We start from the raw sequence: 20,865 nt of genomic DNA, 5'->3' as shown, positions 1-20,865 counted from the left end.
CAAGATGAGAGTGACGTAACACCGGGCGGCTGAACGGGCAGCAGGGCGCTGCAAAAGGCAGTGCCGCCGGCAGGGTGAACATTCCTGTGAGTCAGGCCGGGCTGGCCTGTTTACGTCCGCAGAGCGTCCTTGCGGGCATGCCGATCGGGTCGATCGGAAAGGGTCACTTTAAGCAAAACGGGAGTGGGATCCCACTTTTTTTGGCCACAAATCGCCGCTGAATTGATCCAACATGGGGGTTTTGGCAAACATCGTGCCAACAGGTATCCATATGGACAGGATGTTTCCCTGCCGACAGGGCCCCTGCCGCCGTAAAAAAAGAAGGCCCCCGCAGTGCGAGGGCCTTTCATCATCCATTTGTTCCCGACCGGGCTCAGCAGTAGCCGTAGCCCAGCAGACGCTGGTAGCGCTGCTCCAGCAGCTGCTCGTTGTCGAGCGGACGCAGGGCGTTGAGATCCTGCTGGATTCGGTCTTTCAGGTGCTTGGCCATCTTCTCCACATTGCGGTGGGCGCCGCCGAGCGGCTCCTCGACGATGTTGTCGATGAGCTTGAGCTCTTTCAGACGCTGGGCAGTGATGCCCATGGCATCGGCAGCCACCGGTGCCTTGTCGGCGCTCTTCCACAGGATGGAGGCGCACCCTTCCGGCGAGATGACGGAGTAGGTGGAGTACTGCAGCATGTTGACGCGATCGCCGACACCGATGGCCAGGGCTCCGCCGGAGCCGCCTTCACCGATCACGGTGCAGACCACCGGCACGGTCAGACCGGCCATCACTTTCAGGTTGCGGGCAATCGCTTCGGACTGGCCACGCTCCTCGGCACCCACGCCCGGGTAGGCGCCCGGGGTGTCGATGAAGGTGATGATCGGCATCTTGAAGCGCTCGGCCATCTCCATCAGGCGCAGGGCCTTGCGGTACCCTTCCGGGCGCGGCATGCCGAAGTTGCGCTTGATCTTCTCCTTGGTCTCGCGCCCCTTCTGGTGGCCGATGACCATCACAGGCTCGCCGTCGAGACGGGCGATGCCACCGACGATGGCCTTGTCATCGGCATAGGCGCGATCGCCGGCCAGCTCGTCGAAATCGGTGAAGATGTGCTCGATGTAGTCGAGGGTATAGGGGCGCTGTGGATGACGCGCCATCTGGGACACCTGCCAGGCGCCCAGATCGCCGAAGATCTTCTTGGTCAGCTCTTCGTTTTTCTTCTCCAGCCGACGAATATCTTCGCTCAGATCCACGGCACTGTTGTGCTCGCTCACATGGCGCAGTTCATCGATCTGTGCCTGCAACTCGGCGATCGGCTGTTCAAAATCCAGAAAAAGACTCATAGGGACTATAGATCCTCTAATCAAAAACCAATTCAACCCGCTCTCGTCCCAGCAGGACGCGCAAGTCATCTATCAGTTGATCGGTGGGCGTCACCCGCCACTCGGTGCCGAGCGTCAATCGCACCCGGGAGCCGGGGCGACGATAGTTTACCTGAACCGGACAGACTCCGGCACGGGCGGGCTCCAAAATCTCGCACAAACGCGGGAAAAAGCGATCATCGATTCGCTGTTCATCGAGAGAGATGCGGATTGCCCTGGCAAAACGCTCTCTCGCATCGTTGATATCCAGTAATTCACGGGCCGACATTTTAAGGCCACCGGAGAAGTCATCAAAGCTGACCTGTCCAGAAACCACCAAAATACGGTCTTTTTGCATCAACTCTTCATATTTTTCCAGCGCTTCACTGAACAGGGTCACATCCAGGCGACCGGAACGGTCGTCCAGGGTGAAGATCCCCATCTTGTTGCCACGCTTGGTCACCATGCTGCGCGCCGCGATCACCAGCCCCGCCGCAGTGGTCACGGTATCGCGGGAGGTGGGATGCAGATCGCACAGGCGGCCCGAGGTGTAACGACGCAGCTCGCCGCTGTACTGGTTGATGGGGTGACCGGTGAGGTAGAGCCCGAGGGTCTCGCGCTCCCCTTCCAGCCAGACCTTGTCGGGCCAGTGCGGCACGTTGGCGAACGCCTTCTTGACGTCGTCTATCTCTTCGGTGAGCACGCCGAACATGTCGACCTGCCCCACCGCCTGGGCCTTGGCGTGCTGCTCGGCGGCGCGCATCGCCTCCTCCAGGGTCGCCATCAGGGCGGCGCGGTGAGGGCCGAGCCGATCCATAGCGCCGGAGAGGATAAGCTTCTCCATCACCCGCTTGTTGAGCTTCTTGATGTCGACCCGGTTGCAGAAGTCGAACAGGTCGCGGAACGGGCCATCCCGATCCCGTGCTTCCAGGATCGCATCGATGGGACCTTCCCCCACCCCCTTCACCGCGCCGATGCCGTAGACGATGTGGCCGTCCTCGTTGACGCTGAAGCGGTAGCGACCAGTGTTGACGTCCGGCGGGATCACCGTCAGCCCCATCCGCTGACACTCGTCCACCAGGGTCACTATCTTGTCGGTGTTGTCCATATCGGCGGTCATCACCGCCGCCATGAACTCGGCCGGGAAGTGGGTCTTGAGCCAGAGGGTCTGGTAGGAGACCAGCGCATAGGCGGCGGAGTGCGACTTGTTGAAGCCGTAGCCCGCGAACTTCTCCACCAGGTCGAAGATCTTCATCGCCAGCTCGCCGTCGACGCCGTTCTTGATGGCGCCCTCTTCAAAACCAGCCCGCTGCTTGGCCATCTCCTCGGGTTTTTTCTTGCCCATCGCCCGGCGCAGCATGTCAGCGCCACCGAGCGTGTAGCCCGCCAGAGTCTGGGCGATCTGCATCACCTGTTCCTGGTAGAGGATGATGCCGTAGGTGGGCTCCAGGATCGGCTGCAGACTCTCGTGCTGCCACTTCTCGTCCGGATAGGAGATGGCTTCATTGCCGTGTTTGCGGTCGATGAAGTTGTCCACCATGCCTGACTGGAGCGGGCCCGGCCGGAACAGGGCCACCAGAGCGATCATGTCTTCGAAGCAGTCCGGCTGCAGCCGCTTGATGAGATCCTTCATGCCGCGGGATTCGAGCTGGAATACCGCGGTGGTCTCGTAGCGCTGCAGCAGGTCGAACGAACGCTTGTCGTCGATGGGGATGGCGGCGATGTCGACCGGCGGCTTGCCCTCTTTGGCAAGACGCGGGTTTATCATGCCGAGGGCCCAGTCGATGATGGTGAGCGTGCGCAGACCCAGGAAGTCGAACTTCACCAGACCGGCGTACTCCACGTCGTTCTTGTCGAACTGGGTGACCGGGTGATGGCCCTCGTCATCGCAGTAGAGCGGCGCAAAGTCGGTGATCTTGGTGGGTGCGATCACCACGCCACCGGCGTGTTTGCCGGCGTTGCGCACCACCCCTTCGAGCCGGCGCGCCATGTCGATGAGGTCTTTGACCTCCTCGTCCTGCTCGTAGAGCTCGGGCAGCTTGGGCTCGGCCTCGAACGCCTTGGCCAGGGTCATGCCGGGATCCGGCGGAATGAGTTTCGAGATGCGATCGACGAAGCCGTAGGCGTGGCCCAGCACCCGGCCCACGTCCCGTACCACCGCCTTGGCCGCCATGCTGCCGAAGGTGATGATCTGGGACACAGCATCCCGGCCGTACATCTCGGAGACGTGCTCGATCACCTCGTCCCGTCGGTCCATGCAGAAGTCGACGTCGAAGTCGGGCATGGAGACCCGCTCGGGGTTCAGGAAACGTTCGAACAGCAGGTCAAATTCGAGCGGGTCGAGGTCGGTGATCTTGAGGGCGTAGGCCACCAGCGAACCCGCACCGGACCCCCGGCCCGGGCCGACCGGGATGCCGTTGTCCTTGGACCACTGGATAAACTCCATCACGATGAGGAAGTAACCCGGGAAGCCCATCTGGTTGATCACCTTGAGCTCGATGTCGAGGCGCTCGTCGTACTCGGGACGACGCTCGGCGCGCACCGCCGGATCCGGGAACAGGAACTCGAGCCGCTCCTCCAGCCCCTCTTTCGACTTGGCCACCAGGAAGTCTTCGGTGGTCATGTCGCCGGTGGGGAAGTTGGGCAGGAAGTATTCACCCAGACGCACCGTCACGTTGCAGCGCTTGGCGATCTCCACCGTGTTCTCCAGCGCCTCCGGGATGTCGGCGAACAGCTCGCACATCTCATCCTGGCTGCGCAGGTACTGCTGCGGGCTGTAGCGGCGCGGGCGACGCTTGTCCATCAGGGTGTAGCCGTCGTGGATGGCGACCCGGATCTCGTGGGCGTCGAAGTCATCGGCGGTGAGGAACACCACCTCGTTGGTGGCCACCACCGGCAGCGCGAACTCGCTCGCGAGGTTCACCGCCATGTGCAGGTAGACTTCCTCGTCGGGGCGACCGGTACGCAGCAGCTCCAGGTAGTAGGCGTCAGGGAAGTGGGTCTGGTAGAAGGCGACGCACTGCTCGGTCATCTGGCGGTTGCCCTTGAGCAGGAACTTGCCCACGTCCCCCTCGCGACCGCCGGAGAGCACGATCACCCCCTTGGCGTGCTCGACCAGCCACTCCTTGTCGATGACCGGCCGTCCCTGCACATGACCGCGCTGATAGCCACGGGAGATGAGCAGGGTGATGTTCTGGTAGCCGTCGTTGTCCATGGCGAGCAGGGTGAGACGAAACTGCTCGTCGCCGAGTTCACTGCTCTGCACCCAGAAGTCGGCACCGACCAGGGGTTTGATCCCCTTGCCGTGGGCGGCGCCATAGAAGCGCACCAGGCCGCACATGTTCATCTGGTCGGTCAGGGCCAGCGCCGGCATGTTGTCGGCCGCTGCGGCCCCGACGATGGGGTTGATCTTCTGCAGACCATCCACCATGGAGAAGTCGGTATGCACCCGCAGGTGAATGAAACGGGGGTCAGCCATCGTCATGCCCTCTCATTACGCAAGCAGCCATCGCTTAGACAAATCAGCATGGGTTATTCCACTCCCAGTGCGCGGCGCACCGGTTTGAAACTTTGACGATATTCCGGCAACGGGCCGCGCTCGGCCAGGATGGCGAGGTGCTCCGCAGTCGGATAGCCCTTGTGGCGGGCAAAGCCGTACTCGGGATGGCGGCTGTCCAGCTCGGTCATCTCCGCATCCCGGGTCACCTTGGCGAGGATCGAGGCGGCGCTGATGGCGGCCACCAGGCTGTCGCCCTTGACCACGGCACGCGCTTCCATCGGCAGAGCCGGGCAGCGGTTGCCATCGATGAAGACCAGCTCGGGCGTGACCTTGAGCCCCGCCACGGCGCGCTGCATCGCCAGCATGGTGGCGTGCAGGATGTTGAGCTCGTCGATCTCCGCCGGGCTGGCGCGACCGATGGCGAAGGCCAGCGCCTTCTCTTTGATCTCGTCAAACAGGGCCAACCGCTTCTTCTCGGAGAGCTTCTTGGAGTCGTTGAGCCCCTCGATCGGGTTGGCCGGGTCGAGGATGACGGCAGCGGTCACCACGTCTCCCACCAGAGGGCCGCGGCCCACCTCGTCCACACCGGCAACCAGCTTGTCGTCAGGAATATCGATCATCATCTTGTAGCCTTGAATCAAAACAGGCCCCGCAGGGCCTGGCGTCGCGTTGGCGCAGCCACACTGGCCGCCCGCTCTCTACCGGCCCAGCAGCTCGGCCACCGCCTCGGCGGCCTGGTGGTCGGCATTGCAGCGAATGAGCTGATGGAGCTCGGTGAAGGTGTTCACCAGCGCGCTATTGTCGTGCTCGAAATACTTGCTCACCTCGACCACCAGGTTCTCCGGGGTGCACTCGTGCTGGATGAGTTCGGGCACCAGCATGCGGCCGGCCAACAGGTTGGGCAGGGAGACGAATTCGGTCTTCACCAGCCGCTGGGCCAGCCAGTAGCTGAAAGGCTTGAGCTTGTAGCCCACCACCATGGGCTTTTTCACCAGCATGGCTTCAAGCGCCGCGGTGCCGGAGGCCAGCATCACCACGTCGGCAGCGATCATCGCCTCGCGGCCCTGCCCTTCCAGCAGCACCATGTCGAGATCCGGCGCCACGTCGGCCTTGATGGCCATGAACTGCTCGCGTCGCTTCTGATTGACCAGCGGCACGATGAAGCCGAGATCCGGGTAGCGCACCGTCAGGTGCTTGCACGCCTCGAGAAACAGCGGCGACATGAAGCCCACTTCCGCCGTGCGGCTGCCCGGCAGCACCGCCAGCCAGCGGCGATTGGCGTCGATGCCGAGGGTTCTGCGCACCGCGGCCTGATCCGGCACCAGCGGAATGTCGTCCGCCATGGTGTGGCCGACGAAGCGGCAAGGGGCGTCAAAGCGGTCGTAGAAGGCTTTCTCGAACGGCAGGAAGGCGAGCACCATGTCGGTGGCGGCCTTGATCTTGTGAATGCGGTTCTGGCGCCAGGCCCACACCGAGGGGCTGACATAGTGAACCGTCTTGATACCGGCGCGGCGCAGTTTCAGCTCCACCCCGATATTGAAATCCGGTGCATCCACCCCGATGAAGATATCGGGCGGATTGGCGATGAAGTGGCGCAGCAGTTCGCGGCGGACCTTGAGGATGCGCGGCAGACGGCCCAGCACCTCGGTGATCCCCATGACGGAGAGCTCTTCCATCTCGAACAGGGCCTTCACGCCGAGGGCCTGCATGCGCGGCCCGGCGATCCCTTCGAACTGTGCGTCCGGGTAGCGGGCCTGCAGCTCGCGTACCAGGCCAGCAGCCAGAATGTCGCCGGAGACCTCTCCGGCGACGATACCGATGCGAACCGGATCAGGCACGGATGATCCCGCGCTCGTTGTCTTTGAGGAAATCCACATAGAGCTGGACGGCCGGCTCGGCTTGCGCCATCTCGATCAGCACAGGCAGCACCTCTTCGACGGTCTTGCCGGAGCGGAAGATCTCCTTGTAGGCGCGCTTGACGGCGGAGATGGCCTCAGGCGTGTAACCGCGGCGACGCAGCCCTTCGGAGTTGACCCCGAACGGTTTGGCGTAGTTGCCGGCGGCCATCACGTAGGGGGGCACGTCCTTGTTGAGGGCGGCGCAGCCACCGACGAAGGCGTGGGAGCCGACGCGGCCGAACTGGTGGATCGCGGAGAGACCGCCGAAGATCACGAAATCGCCGATCACCACGTGGCCCGCCAGGGTCGCGTTGTTGGCGAAGATGCAGTTGTCACCGATGATGCAGTCGTGGGCAACGTGGACGTTGACCATGAACAGGTTGCCGCTGCCGATCCGGGTCAGGGACTGATCCTGGATGGTGCCGCGGTGCACGGTGCAGTTCTCGCGAAAGACGTTGTTGTCGCCGATCTCGAGGAAGGTGCGCTCGCCGGCGTACTTCTTGTCCTGGCAATCCTCACCGATGGAGGTGTGCTGGAAGATCTTGTTGCCACGACCAATCTTGGTCGGGCCCTTGATCACCACATGGGAGCTGACCCAGGTGTTGTCGCCGATTTCCACCTCGGCACCGATGACAGAAAAGGGGCCGATTTCAACCCCTTTACCGATGACGGCAGACTCATGGACGACGGCAGTATCGTGAATGATGGCAGTCTGGTCGATCACGTGTGTTAAACCTCGCGTTTGGCGCACATCAGCTCGGCGGTACAGACCACTTCACCGTTGACCGTGGCCACACCGGTGAACTTGGCGATACCGCGACGCTCTTTCAGGAACTCCACGTCGAGCACCAGCTGATCGCCGGGGCCAACCGGACGCTTGAAACGAGCGTTGTCGATTGAGGCAAAGTAATAGAGTTCGTTGGGGGACGGCTTGCCCACCATGGTAAACGCCAGGATACCGGTGGCCTGTGCCATGGCTTCCAGGATCAGCACACCGGGGAACACCGGCTTGGCCGGGAAGTGCCCCTGGAAGATCGGCTCGTTGAAGGAGACGTTCTTGATGGCGCGCAGGGTCTTGCGCTCATCGCTGATCTCGTAGTTTTCCACCTTGTCCACCATCAGGAACGGATAACGGTGGGGCAGCAGATCCATTATTTCCTGGATACCCAGGCTCTTCTTTTCAGTAGTCAAAACAGTACCCTATACCAATCGTGATTATTCTTGGTCCAGCTTCTTCTCAAGCTTGCTCAACCGCTTGTGCATCTCTTCGATACGCATCACCCGGGCGGCGGTCTTGCGCCACTCTTTATTGGTTTGCAGGGGGATGCCGGAAGAGTAGACACCGGGCTCGGTAATGGGTCGCATCACCATGGCCATGCCGGTAACGGTGGCCTGGTCGCAGATCTCCATATGCCCGTTAAAGACGGAGGCGCCGCCAATGATACAGTATTTGCCGACCTTGAGACTACCTGCCATCACGGTGGAGCCTGCCACGGCGGTGCCGTAGCCGATCTCGACGTTGTGGGCGATCTGGCACTGGTTGTCGATGATGACGTTGTCAGCGATGCGGGTATCTTCCAGCGCGCCGCGGTCGATGGTGGTGCAGGCACCGATCTCGACCCGGTTGCCGATGGTCACGCCGCCGAGCTGGGGGATCTTGATCCACTCGCCGCGCTCGTTGGCATAACCGAAACCATCGGCGCCGATCACTGTGCCGGATTGAACCAGACAGTCGGTGCCCATGGTGACGTCGTGATAGAGGGTGACGTTGGCCCACAACCGGGAGCGCGCTCCCAGTCGGGTATTCTTGCCAACGAAACAGCCCGGACCGATGCGCACATCATCCCCCAGCACCACGCCGGATTCGATCACCGCATTGGCCCCGATGGCCACTCTCTCGCCCAGTTGCACGTCCGCCGCGATCACCGCGCTCGGATGGATATCCGTGGCCGGCTGCGGCGTGGTGTCCAGCAGTTGGGCAACCCTTGCAAAGCCCACGTAGGGGTCTTTGAGCACCAGGGCATTGGTGGGACAAAATGGCAGATCCGCTTCTGTGATGAGCACGGCGGTCGCCTTGCTCTGCTCCAGATAATGCCGGTACTTTTTATTGGACAGGAAGGTGATGTCCCCCTCCCCGGCCTTTTCCAGTGTCGCTACCTTGCGGATTTCCAGGGTTCCGTCGCCATGGACCTGGGCCCCCAGTTGCTGGGCCAGCTGTGCGAGAGTGAATGCCATCAATTAGTTGCTCTTGCTTACCTGAGAAATAACCTGGGCAGAGATGTCCAGCTTGCTGGCGGCGTACGGGGCAGCATTGCGCTCCAGCACCAGATCGTAACCATTGCTCTTGGCGATGGAGTCGATGGCAGCCTGCACCTTGGTCAGGATCTTGTTGCGCTCTTCGGACTGACGGCGACCGTTGTCCTGTTCAAACGCCTGACGCTTCTGGTTGAACTCCATCTGCAGCTTGGCCAGCTTCTCCTGGCTTTGTTTTTTCTGGTCGGCGCTCATGAAGGCTTCATCCTTCTTGAACTTCTCGACCAGTTTCTGACCATCGGCTTCCAGCTTCTGCAGCTCGCGCATGCGCGGCTCGAATTCGCCTTTCAGCTTCTTGGAAACGGCTTCACGCTGGGGCAGCTTCTGGAAGACTTCGCCCATGTCGACCACGGCGATCTTGGTCTCGGCCAAGGCGGAGCCCATGCCGGCAGCCATCAGTGCAAAACTCAAACCAGCTACTTTCAACGCTTTATTCACACTTACTCCTTGTTCCCTCATGTGAGGGCTACCTGATTTACCTGATTATGCAAGTGGTACCCGGACCGACTTGTTACCTGGTGAGGCACGCAGGCTGCGCGTCCCATCATTGAATACCCCCACCATTGGGTGGGGGCAAGGTCCGTCCTTAGAAGGTACGGCCGATGTTGAATGAGAAGAACTCGGTCCGGTCGCCCTCGTACTGCTTGAGCGGACGGGCAATCGCGAACACCAGCGGGCCCATGGGGGAGAGCCACTGCAGCGACAGACCGGCCGAGGCGCGGTAGTTGGTCGGATCCGAATAGTCGGCCAGATAGTTGCAGCCGCTGAAGCAACGGTTGCGGTACTGGTCATAGTCGAAGGTGGTATCCCACACGGAGCCGGCATCGATGAAGAAGCTGGTCCGCAGCTGCGGCTGATAGGTCTCGGACGCAAACGGCGTCGGCACTATCATCTCGAGGGAGGCGACCGCCAGGGCGTTGCCGCCCACCGAGCTGTCGGTGCCCTGGATGACGTCGTTGCCGCTCAGGTTGTAGTAGTAGAGCGCCTTCGGACCCACGGTGTTGCTCTTGAAGCCGCGCAGGGTGTCGAAACCACCGGCGAAGTAGTTCTCGAAGAACGGCAGTACGTGATCATAGTTGCCGTTGCTGCCGTAGCCGTTGCCGTAGGAGGCTCGCGCCTTGGCCATCAGCACCCACTTGTGATCCGCATCGAACGGGAAGTAGTGCGCGTCTTCCGCATTGAGCTTGAAGTACTGCAGATCCATGCCCGGCACGGTGACCTTGGCGTTGACCCGCTGACGATCACCGGCGGTCGGGAACTGGCCCTTGTTGAGGGTGGAACGGGTCCAGCCGGCGGTGACGTCGACGGTGTTGAACACCATGCGGTTGTCGCCATCCTTGTTCTTGCTGTACACCTTCCAGAACTCATCCACCTGCAGATAGGGGTTGGGCTGGGACAGTTTGTTGTTTTCGACCCCGAGGCTGAAGTCGAGACGGTTGTTCTCGTTGACCGGGAAACCACTGGAGAGGCGGAAGCCGATGGTGGTGTTCTCGTAGTCCACGATGTTGGCGTCGGCCGCACTGAACTGGTTGTAGTAGAGACGACCGCCGAGGCTAACCCCGTCCACGGTGAAGTAGGGATCGTTGTAGCTGAGATCGACGCTCTTGGAGTACTTGTTGGTACTGGCGGAGATGCCGATCTTCTTGCCGGTCCCCATGAAGTTGTCCTGCTGCAGGCCCGCCTGCAGGCTCAGGCCCGACTCGGTACCGTAGCCGACACCGGCGTTGATGGAACCGGCCGGCTGCTCCTTGACCTTGAAGTCCAGATCGACCTGGTCATCGCTGCCCGGCACCCGCTTGGTGTCCACTTCGGCGCTCTCGAAGAAGCCGAGGCGGTTGAGACGGGTCTTGGACTGCTCGACGCTGTCGGAAGAGAGCCAGGTGCCCTCCATCTGACGCATCTCGCGGCGCAGCACTTCGTCCTTGGTGGTGACGTTGCCGCTGAAGTTGATGTTGCGCACGTAGACGCGCGGGCCCGGCTCGATGTTGACGATGAGCTCCACTTCCTTGGTCTGGTCGTTGACCTGCGGGAAGGTGACCACTTTCGGGTAGGCGTAGCCGTAGCGACCGAGGAACTTGGAGAGCACCTCTTCGGTATGGGTCACCTGGCTGGCGGAGTAGATGCTGCCGGTCTCGATGGGGATGAGCCCCTTCATCTCGCCGCCGCGGTCGATCAGATCGCCCTTGAGCTGGATGCCGGAGACCTTGTACTGATCTCCTTCCTTGACGTTGAGGGTGACGTAGACCCCCTTCTTGTCCGGGGTCATGGAGACCTGGGTGGACTCCTGCTGGAAGCGGATGTAGCCGCGGTCCATGTAGTAGGAGCGCAGGGTTTCGATGTCGCCGGCCAGCTTCTGTTTCTGGTAGCGCTGGTCGCCGGTGAAGTTCCACCAGGGCACGTCATCCTTGAGGGAGAGCTGGGCCAGCAGCTTCTCTTCCGGGAAGACGTTGTTGCCGACGATGTTGATCTGCTGGATCTTGGCCGCTTCCCCTTCCACGAAGGTGAACTTGAGGTCGACCCGGTTGCGCGGCAGCGGGGTGACGATGGCCTTGACCTTGGCGGAGTACTTGCCCACGCCGTAGTAGAAATCTTCCAGCCCCTTCTCGAGGGAGCTCAGCACGGTGCGATCGAGGGGATCACCCACCCGGATGCCGGAGGACTCCAGGCTCTGGGTCAGTTGCTCCTCCTTGATGTCCTTGTTGCCGGAGAATTCGATGCTGGAGATGGTCGGCCGCTCCTTGACCATCACCTGCAGTACCTGGCCGTCGCGGTAGACCTTGACGTCCTCGAAGTTGCCGGAGGCATAGAGCTTCTTGATGGCGTTGGCCAGCGCGACTGAGTCGACGGAATCGCCAACCCGGATCGGCAGGTTCAACAGGGCGGCACCCAGGGTCACCCGCTGCAAACCTTCAACCTGAATATCTTGCACCACAAAAGAGGCAGGGGCCGCCTGGGCCAGGAAACTGGCACCCAGCAGGCAACTCAACACCAATGCTTTTTTAACAGCCATTTTGTTCTTATGTGTCCTTGTTGATGCTCTGGCCTCAGAGGCGAGCGAAATCATTAAACAGCGCAATACCCATCAGTAACATCAGAATGGCGGCGCCAATCCGGAAACCCACTTCCTGAATTTTTTCCGATACCGGCTTGCCGGTAACCGCCTCGATGAGGAAGTAGACCAGATGGCCACCATCCAGCACCGGCAGGGGGAACAGGTTGATGATCCCCAGGTTGACGCTGATCAGCGCCAAGAAGCCGAGGAAATAGACCAGTCCATAGTCGGCACTGCTGCCCGCCCCCTTGGCAATGGAGATGGGGCCGCTCAGGTTGTCCAGCGAAACGATGCCACCGATCAGCTTGCCGATCATGTCGAAGGTCAGGGTGGTCAGGCTCCAGGTCTTCTGGGCGCCCTGCCACAGGGCTTGCAAAGGCCCATACTGTAACAGAATCCGATACTCATCCGGTAATGGAACCAGTTGCGGCGACAGGCCGACGAAACCGACCAGCTGGCCCCGCACCTTCTTGGCATCCGGAGTAAGGGTCAGGGTCAGCTCGCTGCCCGCCCGCTCGACGGTCACCTCAAGCGGCTGCCTGGGCGACTGCTGCACCTGGTGGACAAACTGGGCCCACTCGGTGATCGCCTCATCCCCTACCCGCTTGATGCGGTCACCAGCCTGGAGGCCGGCCTTCTCGCTGGCGCTCGCGGCCACCACAGCCTCGACCACCGGCAGCACCTTGCCGCCCAGCGGCACTATCCCGAGGCTCCCGATGGGAGACTCCTTGTCGGGATCAAACTTCCAGCCGGCCAGTTGCAGAGTCTTGTCCACCGCATAACTGGTGTTGGCCGCCTTGAGCTTGAGCTGGACCGAGTCATCGCCAAGGTGGCTGATGAGGGCATAGGTCACGCTCTCCCAGTCACCTGTCTCCTCGCCGCCGACGCCGACGATCTCCATGCCGGGCTCTACCCCGGCCGCCGCCACGATAGAGGCGGGACGCACCTCGCCCACCACGGGTTTGACGGCGGGCACGCCGATCATGAACATCAGCCAGAGGGCGAACAGGGCAAACACGAAGTTGGCCATGGGGCCGGCTGCGACGATGGCCATCCGCGCCCAGACGCTCTTGTGGTTGAAGGCGTACTGCTCGTCACCGGGCTTGAGTTCGTCGACCCGGCCATCCAGCATCTTGACGTAACCGCCAAGGGGGATCAGGGCCAGCACGTACTCGGTGCCATCCTTGCCAAGCCGGCGCCAGATGGCCTTGCCAAAGCCGATGGAGAAGCGCTCGACCTTGACGCCGCAGCGGCGGGCCACCCAGAAGTGGCCGAATTCATGTACCGCAACCAGCAGCCCGAGGGCGACGATAAAGGCACCAATGTTCCACAACACACCGCCCATCAGCCCATCACCTCGCATTCATGCATGGTCCTGTCTCCGACAATCAGGGTGAAGGCAGCACAATGCCACGAAATACTTCTCATCAGCTAAGCTCCTCAATCAAATTGTGAGCACGGGCACGGGCCGCCCCATCCAGCGCAATCAAATCGTCCAGCGAGCCGACATCCGTGCCGCCCAGGGCGAGCATGGTGGCCTCATTGACTCTGGCAATATCCATAAAACCGATCCGCTCTGCAAGGAAAGCCGCTACGGCCTCCTCGTTGGCGGCATTGAGGGCCGTGGTCGCGGCCTGACCCTGCTGACAGGCATGCATGGCAAGCTGCAGACAGGGATAGCGCTCATAGTCGGGACGGATAAAGCTGAACTCTCCGACACTGAAGAAGTCCAAAGGTTCCACACCGGACTCGACCCGAGCCGGATAGGCCAGGGCGTGGGCGATGGGGGTGCACATGTCCGGGTTGCCGAGCTGAGCCAGCACGGAGCCGTCCTTGTACTGCACCATGGAGTGGATGACCGACTGGGGATGGATCACCACCTGGATCTGCTCGGGCGCCGCGTTGAACAGCCAGCGCGCCTCGATATACTCCAGCCCCTTGTTGATCATGGTGGCGGAGTCGACCGAGATCTTGGCCCCCATGGACCAGTTGGGATGGGCGATGGCCTGGGCCGGGGTGACATGAGCCAGCTCGCCGATGTCGGTGTAGCGGAACGGGCCACCGGAGCCGGTCAGCAAGATCTTGCTGATCCCCGCCCCCGCCAGGTCGCAAAAGCCCGGCTGGCGCTGGATGGCCTCGGGAAGGCACTGGAAAATGGCGTTGTGTTCGCTGTCGATGGGCAGCAGCTCGGCGCCGTGCTCGCGTACCGCCTCCATGAAGAAGGCGCCGGACATCACCAGCGCCTCCTTGTTGGCCAGCAGGATGCGCTTGCCGGCCCGCACGGCGGCCATGGTGGGCGCGAGGCCGGCGGCACCGACGATAGCCGCCATCACGCTGTGGGCATCGGGGTGAGCGGCCACGTCACACAGGGCGGCCGGACCGGACAGCACCCGGGTGGCGCTGCCGTGGGTCTTGAGTTGAGCGGCCAGCTCCCTGGCGGCGGCCTCGTCCACCATGACGGCGAAGCGGGGAGAGAATTCGAGGCAGTCGCGCAGCATGGCATCCACGCTGCGGGCTGCGGTCAGCGCCAACACCTGCCAGCGCCCAGGATTGTGCCGCAGTACCTTGAGCGTACTCTGACCGATGGAGCCGGAGGCTCCCAGAATCACCAGGTTATGCATCAAAACTCCCGCTGTATGACGAATGGATGGCGCCCGCTACAGGCAGACGCATCAGGCTGAGCATCAAAACTCCTGGCTGAGCAGCAGATAGCTGAGCAGGAACACCGGCAGCGCGGCGGTCAGGCTGTCGATCCGATCGAGGATGCCACCGTGGCCAGGCAACAGAGTGCCTGAATCCTTGATGCCGGCTTCGCGCTTGAACATGCTCTCGGTGAGATCGCCCAGTACCGAGGCCAGCACCGCCAGCAGGGAGCAGAACAGCACTATGGCCATCTTGGCGGGCACGAAGCCCATGAACCAGGTTACCCCGACCGCCAGCAGGCTGGCGGTAAACAGGCCGCCACACATGCCTTCGATGGTTTTGCCGGGGCTCACGGCCGGCGCCAGCTTGTGCTTGCCGAACGCCTTGCCGAAAAAATACGCGCCAGAATCTGCCGCCCAGACCAGCCCCATCACGAACAGCAGGATCCAGGCTCCCATCATGGGGTCGTGATAGAAGTTGTAACCACGGATGGCCACCAGAGACCAGAAGAAGGGCACCAGGGTCACCAGACCGAACAGGGATTTGAGCCAGATGGACTCCTTCCACAGCTTGGCGCTCTGGGGGTAGCGCAGCACCAGCAGCAGCCCCAGCAGCCACCAGCTGACGGCGGTCCAGAGCACGCCCATCACCAGCGGATGCAGATGGGGAGTCCACAACTGCTCCACCGGCAGCCAGAACAGGCTGGCACCGAGCAGCAGGCAATAGACCAGCGGCAGCCACTGTTGCGGTTTGGCGGAGACAAAGCCGCTCCACTCGCGGCTGGCCAACAGAAATACCAGGGATGCCAACAGGGCAAAGAATTTCAACGGCAGAAAAAAGAGGGCTCCCAACACCAGGGGAACCAGTAGCAATGCGGTAATAATTCGTTGTTTTAGCAAAAGAAGCCTCTCTCTTGGGAGGGGGGTTAGCCGGTCTGTTGCTCGGCGATCAATTCCCGGATCTGTTCACCGGTGCAGCCAAAACGGCGCTCACGGGAGACGAAGGAGGCCACGGCCTCGCTGAACTCGGCTTCGCCGAAGTCGGGCCACAGCACCGGGGTAAAATAGAGCTCGGCATAGGCGAGCTGCCACAGCACGAAGTTGCTGATGCGATGATCGCCACCGGTACGGATCAGCAGATCCACCGGCGGCAGGTCGGCCATGCACATCTCGCGACCAAGCAGGGTTTCATCAATCTGGTCGGCCGACAATTCACCTGCCGCCACAGCCGTGGCCAGCTTGCGGGCCGCCTGGGTGATGTCCCACTGGCCACCGTAATTGGCGGCGATGTTGAGGGTCAGCCCCCTGTTGTTGGCAGTCAGCGCCTCCGCCTTGGCGATTTTGGCCTGCAGCCGTTCGCTGAAGCGGGCGGTATCGCCGATCACCTTGAGCCGAATACCGTTGCTGTGCAGCTTCTGCACCTCGCGGCCCAGCACCGTCATGAACAGCTCCATCAGGGCACTGACCTCCCCTTCCGGACGGCGCCAGTTCTCGCTGGAAAACGCAAACAGGGTGAGCGCATCCAGCTTGGCACGCGCAGCAAAGGTCACCGCCTCGCGAACGGACTTCACGCCGGCCTTGTGGCCATAGACCCGCATCTTGCCACGGTTCTGGGCCCAGCGTCCGTTGCCATCCATGATGATGGCCACGTGACGAGGCAGGGACGAATTGGCACAATCACCTACGGCTGCCAAAAGCGACATTCATTTCTCCCACAAAGACAAAAGCGCCGTGCAGGGGCACTACACGGCGCTCGTAATATACCTGTCAGAGGCTTAGATTTCCATTAGCTCCTTTTCCTTCACGGCCAGCGCATCGTCTACCAGCTTGATGAAGGAATCGGTCAACTTCTGGATCTCTTCCTGGGCACGACGGTCGTCGTCTTCGGAGATCTCTTTGTCTTTGAGCAGGGCCTTCAGATCGGCGTTGGCATCGCGACGGATGTTGCGAACGGCAACCCGGGCACCTTCCGCTTCGGCACGCACGATCTTGGTCAGATCACGACGGCGCTCTTCGGTCAGCGGCGGCAACGGCACGCGCAGGGTCTGGCCGTTGCTGGACGGGTTCAGGCCCAGATCGGAGGTCAGGATGGCCTTTTCCACCGCCTGGATCATGGAGCGATCGAAGATGGAGATGGAGAGGGTGCGGGCATCTTCTGCCACCACGTTGGCCAACTGTTTCAGAGGAGTGGCGGCACCGTAATACTCCACCTGGATGCCGTCGAGCAGGCTCGGGTGAGCACGGCCGGTGCGGATCTTGGACATCTGGGTCTTGAGCGACTCGACACTCTTGCCCATGCGGTCCTTGGCGTCGTTTTTAATCTCGTTGATCACAGTGGTTTTCCTTTTGGCGAACGAGCCGTCTACCGGCCCGTATCTATCTTATTTGCTGGCGTCATGGACAAACGAGCCGGAGCTCACGCTTGTCTCACTTGCTGACATGGTGGATCAGGGTACCTTCCGGCTCACCCATGATCACCCGACGCAGCGCACCCGGCTTGTTCATGTTGAACACGCGGATCGGCAGATCGTGGTCGCGGGCCAGAGTAAAAGCAGCAAGATCCATCACTTTGAGTTCTTTTTCAAGAACTTCATCATAACTCAGTTCATGGTACAGCACGGCATCCGGGTTCTTGACCGGATCATCCGTGAACACGCCATCCACCTTGGTGGCCTTGAGCACGACGTCAGCTTCGATCTCGATCCCGCGCAGACAGGCCGCAGAATCGGTAGTAAAGAAGGGGTTTCCGGTACCGGCGGAGAAGATCACCACCTTGCCGGCGCGCAGCTGGCTGATGGCTTCAGCCCAGACATAGGAGTCACAGATGCCTTGCAGGGAGATGGCAGACATCAGACGGGCATTCACATAAGCACGATGCAGGGCATCACGCATGGCCAGACCGTTCATCACGGTTGCCAGCATACCCATGTGGTCGCCCACCACGCGGTTCATGCCCGCCTTGGCAAGACCGGCACCACGGAACAGGTTGCCGCCACCGATGACCAGACCAACCTGAACACCCAGCTCAACCAGTTCTTTGATCTCTTGGGCCATCCGATCCAGCACCGCCGGATCAATGCCAAAACCCTCGGATCCTTGCAGGGCTTCACCACTCAACTTCAGAAGAACACGTCTGTATGCAGGCTTGGGATTGGTACTCATGTCACTGATTCCTGGTCATATAAAGACCGCGACATAAGTCGCGGTCTGGGGAAACGGAAAAACCGGTTCGATTAGGCCTTTTGAGCGGCCGCGATTTGAGCTGCTACTTCTGCAGCGAAATCGGTCTCTTGCTTCTCGATGCCTTCGCCCACTTCGAAACGGGTGAAGGAAACAACGTCAGCGCCTTCTTTCTTCAGCAGCTCGGCAACGGTCATGGAAGGATCCTTCACGAACGGCTGACCAGTCAGGGAAACCTCACCGGTGAACTTCTTCATGCGGCCTTCAACCATCTTCTCGGCGATCTCTTTCGGCTTGCCGGAGTTGATGGCGATGTCGATCTGGATTTCGCGCTCTTTGGCAACGACGTCGGCAGACACATCTTCCGGCTTGACGAATTGCGGGCTGTTGGCAGCAACGTGCATGGCCAGATCTTTGGCCAGCTCGTCGGTACCGCCGACCAGCTTGGTGATAACACCGATGCGGGAACCGTGAACGTAGGTGCCCAGGTTGTCACCTTCAACCAGCATCACGCGACGCAGGTTCATGTTCTCACCGATCTTGGCGATCAGGTTGGTGATGGTCAGCTCGACGGACTCGCCGTTGCCGAAGTCGGCGGCTTTCAGCGCGTCAACGTCAGCAATCTTCTGGGTAGCGGCGATCTCAACGATTTTCTGACCCATGGCCAGGAAGCCGGCATCCTTGGAAACGAAGTCAGTCTCGCAGTTCAGCTCGATCATGACGGCAACGTTGCCTTCGGTACGGGCGAAGATCACACCTTCAGCGGCGATACGGCCAGCTTTCTTGGCGGCTTTGGCCTGACCGGATTTGCGCATGTTTTCGATAGCCAGTTCGATATCACCGTTGGCTTCTTCCAGTGCTTTTTTGCAATCCATCATGCCAGCGGCGGTGCGCTCGCGCAGTTCTTTTACCAGGGCGGCAGAAATGTTTGCCATGTCCAGTATCCTCGGTCTTGAATTGACAAGAAACAGGGGCCACAAGGGCCCCTGCTAACCAATTACATCAGCTTGGTTAATAAGGGCTTTGCAGTCCTTATCAATTACTCAGCTTCAACGAAGCCATCTTGTTCGGCTTGAACAACGATGTCCTGAGCGCGAGCTTCCAGTACGGTGTCAGCAGCAGCATTCAGGTACAGCTGAACGGCACGGATAGCGTCGTCGTTACCCGGGATGACATAGTCAACGCCGTCCGGGTTGGAGTTGGTATCAACGATGGAAACTACCGGGATACCCAGGTTGTTGGCTTCTTTGATAGCGATGTGCTCGTGGTCGGCATCGACAACGAACAGAACGTCAGGCAGGCCGCCCATGTTCTTGATACCACCCAGGCTCTTCTCCAGCTTTTCCATTTCGCGAGTACGCATCAGCGCCTCTTTCTTGGTCAGCTTGTCGAAGGTACCGTCTTGGCTCTGGGTTTCCAGATCTTTCAGGCGCTTGATGGACTGACGAACGGTTTTCCAGTTGGTCAGCATGCCGCCCAGCCAGCGGTGGTTAACATAGAACTGGTCGCAACGCTCAGCGGCTTCTTTTACGGCTTCAGACGCGGCACGCTTGGTACCTACGAACAGTACCTTGCCCTTCTTGGCAGCTACGGAGCTGATGAAGTTCATGGCATCGTCAAACATCGGAACGGTTTTTTCCAGGTTGATGATGTGAACCTTGCTGCGGGCACCGAAGATGTAGGATTTCATTTTCGGGTTCCAGTAACGAGTCTGGTGACCGAAGTGAACGCCGGCTTGCAGCATGTCGCGCATAGAAACTTTAGCCATTTTATACCTCTGTATTGGGGTTAGGCCTCCACACATCCCATATAACCGACCCGTTAAGGCACCCCGGCATATGTGTCGATGTGTGTGTGTTGTTTAAGTAAGGGTGATGGTACGGGGAGACAAGTTCCCCATTCCGGCGCGCTTTATACCATAACTTTGGTCAGGACACCACCAGCCGTACCACTAAAAATGGATCCCTGCCGAGCAGGTTGCGGCACCGATTTGACGCTGTGATGACAATCACACTGGAAGTAAACGGGGGTTGGGGATAAAATTTTGGCCTGATTGCAAACGCATCTATTTTTCATTACCTGATTGCCGGACATCACAGGGTGCGCGGTCAGGTCCCAAGAGAGATCCCATGTCCATTAAAATCAAGACACCGGAAGAGATTGAAAAGATGCGCGTTGCCGGCCAGCTGGCCGCCGATGTGCTGGTCATGATCGCCCCCCACGTCAAGGCGGGCGTCACCACCGACGAACTGAACACCATCTGCCACAACTACATGGTCGACGTGCAGCAGGCCATCCCTGCCCCGCTCAACTATCACGGCTTCCCCAAGTCCATCTGCACCTCGGTGAACGATGTGATCTGCCACGGCATTCCGAACCACAAGAAGCTGCGCGAGGGTGACATCATCAACCTCGACATCACCGTCATCAAGGATGGCTACCACGGCGATACCTCCGCCATGTTCATCGTGGGCGAGACCACCCCGCTGCGTCGCCAGCTCTGCAAGGTGGCTCAGGAGAGCCTCTACGCCGCCATCAAGCAGGTGCGCCCCGGCATGTGCATCACCGAGATCGGCGCCGTGATCCAGCCCATCGTCGAGAAGGCCGGTTTCTCCGTGGTACGTGACTACTGCGGTCACGGCATCGGGGCCGAGTTCCACGAAGAGCCGCAGATCCTGCACTACCGCAACGGCGGCAAGCTGGAGCTCAAACCTGGCATGTGCTTCACCATCGAGCCCATGGTCAACAGCAAGAAGTACCACTGCAAGGTCAACCCGAAGGATGGCTGGACCGTGACCACCAAGGATGGCGGCGACTCCGCCCAGTGGGAGCACACCCTGCTGGTGACCGAGGATGGCTGCGAGGTGCTGACCCTGCGCCCGGACGACACTATCGACCGTCTCATCAAACACGGTTAACATCAAACCCCGGCCCCTCGC

Annotated in this window: 18 protein-coding genes; 1 reads left to right on the top strand and 17 read right to left on the bottom strand. The window is 60.7% G+C overall.

The window, feature by feature from the left end:
• Nucleotides 1-373: 373 nt before the first annotated feature.
• From accA to rpsB, 17 genes are all read right to left on the bottom strand, one after another.
• A complete protein-coding gene (gene accA, locus BN1143_RS05790) occupies nucleotides 374-1,324 on the bottom strand; it encodes an acetyl-CoA carboxylase carboxyl transferase subunit alpha (protein ID WP_005303428.1) in 951 nt (316 codons plus the stop codon).
• Nucleotides 1,325-1,340: 16 nt separating this feature from the next.
• Nucleotides 1,341-4,820: a DNA polymerase III subunit alpha gene (gene dnaE, locus BN1143_RS05785; RefSeq protein WP_005303432.1), complete on the bottom strand. Its 3,480-nt coding sequence runs from the start codon at nucleotides 4,818-4,820 to the stop codon at nucleotides 1,341-1,343.
• Between the two features lie 53 nt (nucleotides 4,821-4,873).
• Nucleotides 4,874-5,464 carry a ribonuclease HII gene (gene rnhB, locus BN1143_RS05780; RefSeq protein WP_019839053.1) on the bottom strand — a complete coding sequence of 197 codons (591 nt, stop codon included), beginning with the start codon at nucleotides 5,462-5,464 and terminating at the stop codon, nucleotides 4,874-4,876.
• Nucleotides 5,465-5,539: 75 nt separating this feature from the next.
• Nucleotides 5,540-6,679, bottom strand: coding sequence for a lipid-A-disaccharide synthase (gene lpxB, locus BN1143_RS05775; protein WP_005303436.1), 1,140 nt, complete (start codon nucleotides 6,677-6,679; stop codon nucleotides 5,540-5,542).
• Entirely contained in the window at nucleotides 6,672-7,463 is a 792-nt protein-coding gene (gene lpxA, locus BN1143_RS05770; RefSeq protein ID WP_005303438.1) for an acyl-ACP--UDP-N-acetylglucosamine O-acyltransferase, read from the bottom strand. Before lpxA ends, lpxB begins: the two co-directional genes overlap by 8 nt.
• Before the next feature lie 5 nt (nucleotides 7,464-7,468).
• Nucleotides 7,469-7,930: a 3-hydroxyacyl-ACP dehydratase FabZ gene (gene fabZ / locus BN1143_RS05765; protein ID WP_010634777.1), complete on the bottom strand. Its 462-nt coding sequence runs from the start codon at nucleotides 7,928-7,930 to the stop codon at nucleotides 7,469-7,471.
• A 24-nt stretch (nucleotides 7,931-7,954) separates the two neighbouring features.
• Entirely contained in the window at nucleotides 7,955-8,974 is a 1,020-nt protein-coding gene (gene lpxD / locus BN1143_RS05760; RefSeq protein ID WP_005303442.1) for a UDP-3-O-(3-hydroxymyristoyl)glucosamine N-acyltransferase, read from the bottom strand.
• A gap of 3 nt (nucleotides 8,975-8,977) precedes the next feature.
• Nucleotides 8,978-9,490 carry an OmpH/Skp family outer membrane protein gene (locus BN1143_RS05755; RefSeq protein ID WP_017764121.1) on the bottom strand — a complete coding sequence of 171 codons (513 nt, stop codon included), beginning with the start codon at nucleotides 9,488-9,490 and terminating at the stop codon, nucleotides 8,978-8,980.
• A 148-nt stretch (nucleotides 9,491-9,638) separates the two neighbouring features.
• Nucleotides 9,639-12,062, bottom strand: a complete 2,424-nt coding sequence (gene bamA, locus BN1143_RS05750) for an outer membrane protein assembly factor BamA (protein ID WP_005303446.1) — start codon at nucleotides 12,060-12,062, stop codon at nucleotides 9,639-9,641.
• A gap of 34 nt (nucleotides 12,063-12,096) precedes the next feature.
• On the bottom strand, nucleotides 12,097-13,449 hold the full coding sequence (gene rseP, locus BN1143_RS05745) for a sigma E protease regulator RseP (protein WP_042049983.1): 1,353 nt from the start codon (nucleotides 13,447-13,449) through the stop codon (nucleotides 12,097-12,099).
• An 82-nt stretch (nucleotides 13,450-13,531) separates the two neighbouring features.
• Nucleotides 13,532-14,725 (bottom strand): 1-deoxy-D-xylulose-5-phosphate reductoisomerase, encoded by a 1,194-nt coding sequence (gene ispC / locus BN1143_RS05740; RefSeq protein WP_042049941.1) that lies wholly within the window; start codon nucleotides 14,723-14,725, stop codon nucleotides 13,532-13,534.
• A 63-nt stretch (nucleotides 14,726-14,788) separates the two neighbouring features.
• On the bottom strand, nucleotides 14,789-15,646 hold the full coding sequence (locus BN1143_RS05735; RefSeq protein ID WP_005303453.1) for a phosphatidate cytidylyltransferase: 858 nt from the start codon (nucleotides 15,644-15,646) through the stop codon (nucleotides 14,789-14,791).
• Between the two features lie 26 nt (nucleotides 15,647-15,672).
• Nucleotides 15,673-16,449, bottom strand: a complete 777-nt coding sequence (gene uppS / locus BN1143_RS05730) for a polyprenyl diphosphate synthase (RefSeq protein WP_017779849.1) — start codon at nucleotides 16,447-16,449, stop codon at nucleotides 15,673-15,675.
• Nucleotides 16,450-16,521: 72 nt separating this feature from the next.
• Nucleotides 16,522-17,079, bottom strand: coding sequence for a ribosome recycling factor (gene frr / locus BN1143_RS05725; RefSeq protein ID WP_005303456.1), 558 nt, complete (start codon nucleotides 17,077-17,079; stop codon nucleotides 16,522-16,524).
• 94 nt (nucleotides 17,080-17,173) lie between these two features.
• The gene (gene pyrH, locus BN1143_RS05720; RefSeq protein WP_005303458.1) at nucleotides 17,174-17,908 is read right to left on the bottom strand and encodes a UMP kinase; all 735 of its coding nucleotides are present in this window, start codon (nucleotides 17,906-17,908) and stop codon (nucleotides 17,174-17,176) included.
• Between the two features lie 71 nt (nucleotides 17,909-17,979).
• The gene (gene tsf, locus BN1143_RS05715) at nucleotides 17,980-18,861 is read right to left on the bottom strand and encodes a translation elongation factor Ts (RefSeq protein ID WP_005303460.1); all 882 of its coding nucleotides are present in this window, start codon (nucleotides 18,859-18,861) and stop codon (nucleotides 17,980-17,982) included.
• Nucleotides 18,862-18,965: 104 nt separating this feature from the next.
• Nucleotides 18,966-19,694: a 30S ribosomal protein S2 gene (gene rpsB, locus BN1143_RS05710; RefSeq protein ID WP_005303470.1), complete on the bottom strand. Its 729-nt coding sequence runs from the start codon at nucleotides 19,692-19,694 to the stop codon at nucleotides 18,966-18,968.
• 361 nt (nucleotides 19,695-20,055) lie between these two features.
• On the opposite strand from rpsB, the gene map reads away from it, so the two are divergent.
• Nucleotides 20,056-20,844, top strand: a complete 789-nt coding sequence (gene map / locus BN1143_RS05705; protein ID WP_005303471.1) for a type I methionyl aminopeptidase — start codon at nucleotides 20,056-20,058, stop codon at nucleotides 20,842-20,844.
• Nucleotides 20,845-20,865: the final 21 nt, after the last annotated feature.

This window comes from Aeromonas dhakensis, assembly GCF_000820305.1.
Classification (GTDB): domain Bacteria; phylum Pseudomonadota; class Gammaproteobacteria; order Enterobacterales; family Aeromonadaceae; genus Aeromonas; species Aeromonas dhakensis.
Note: the sequence above shows the minus strand (reverse complement) of the source record. Positions and strands in the feature narration are given on the sequence as shown.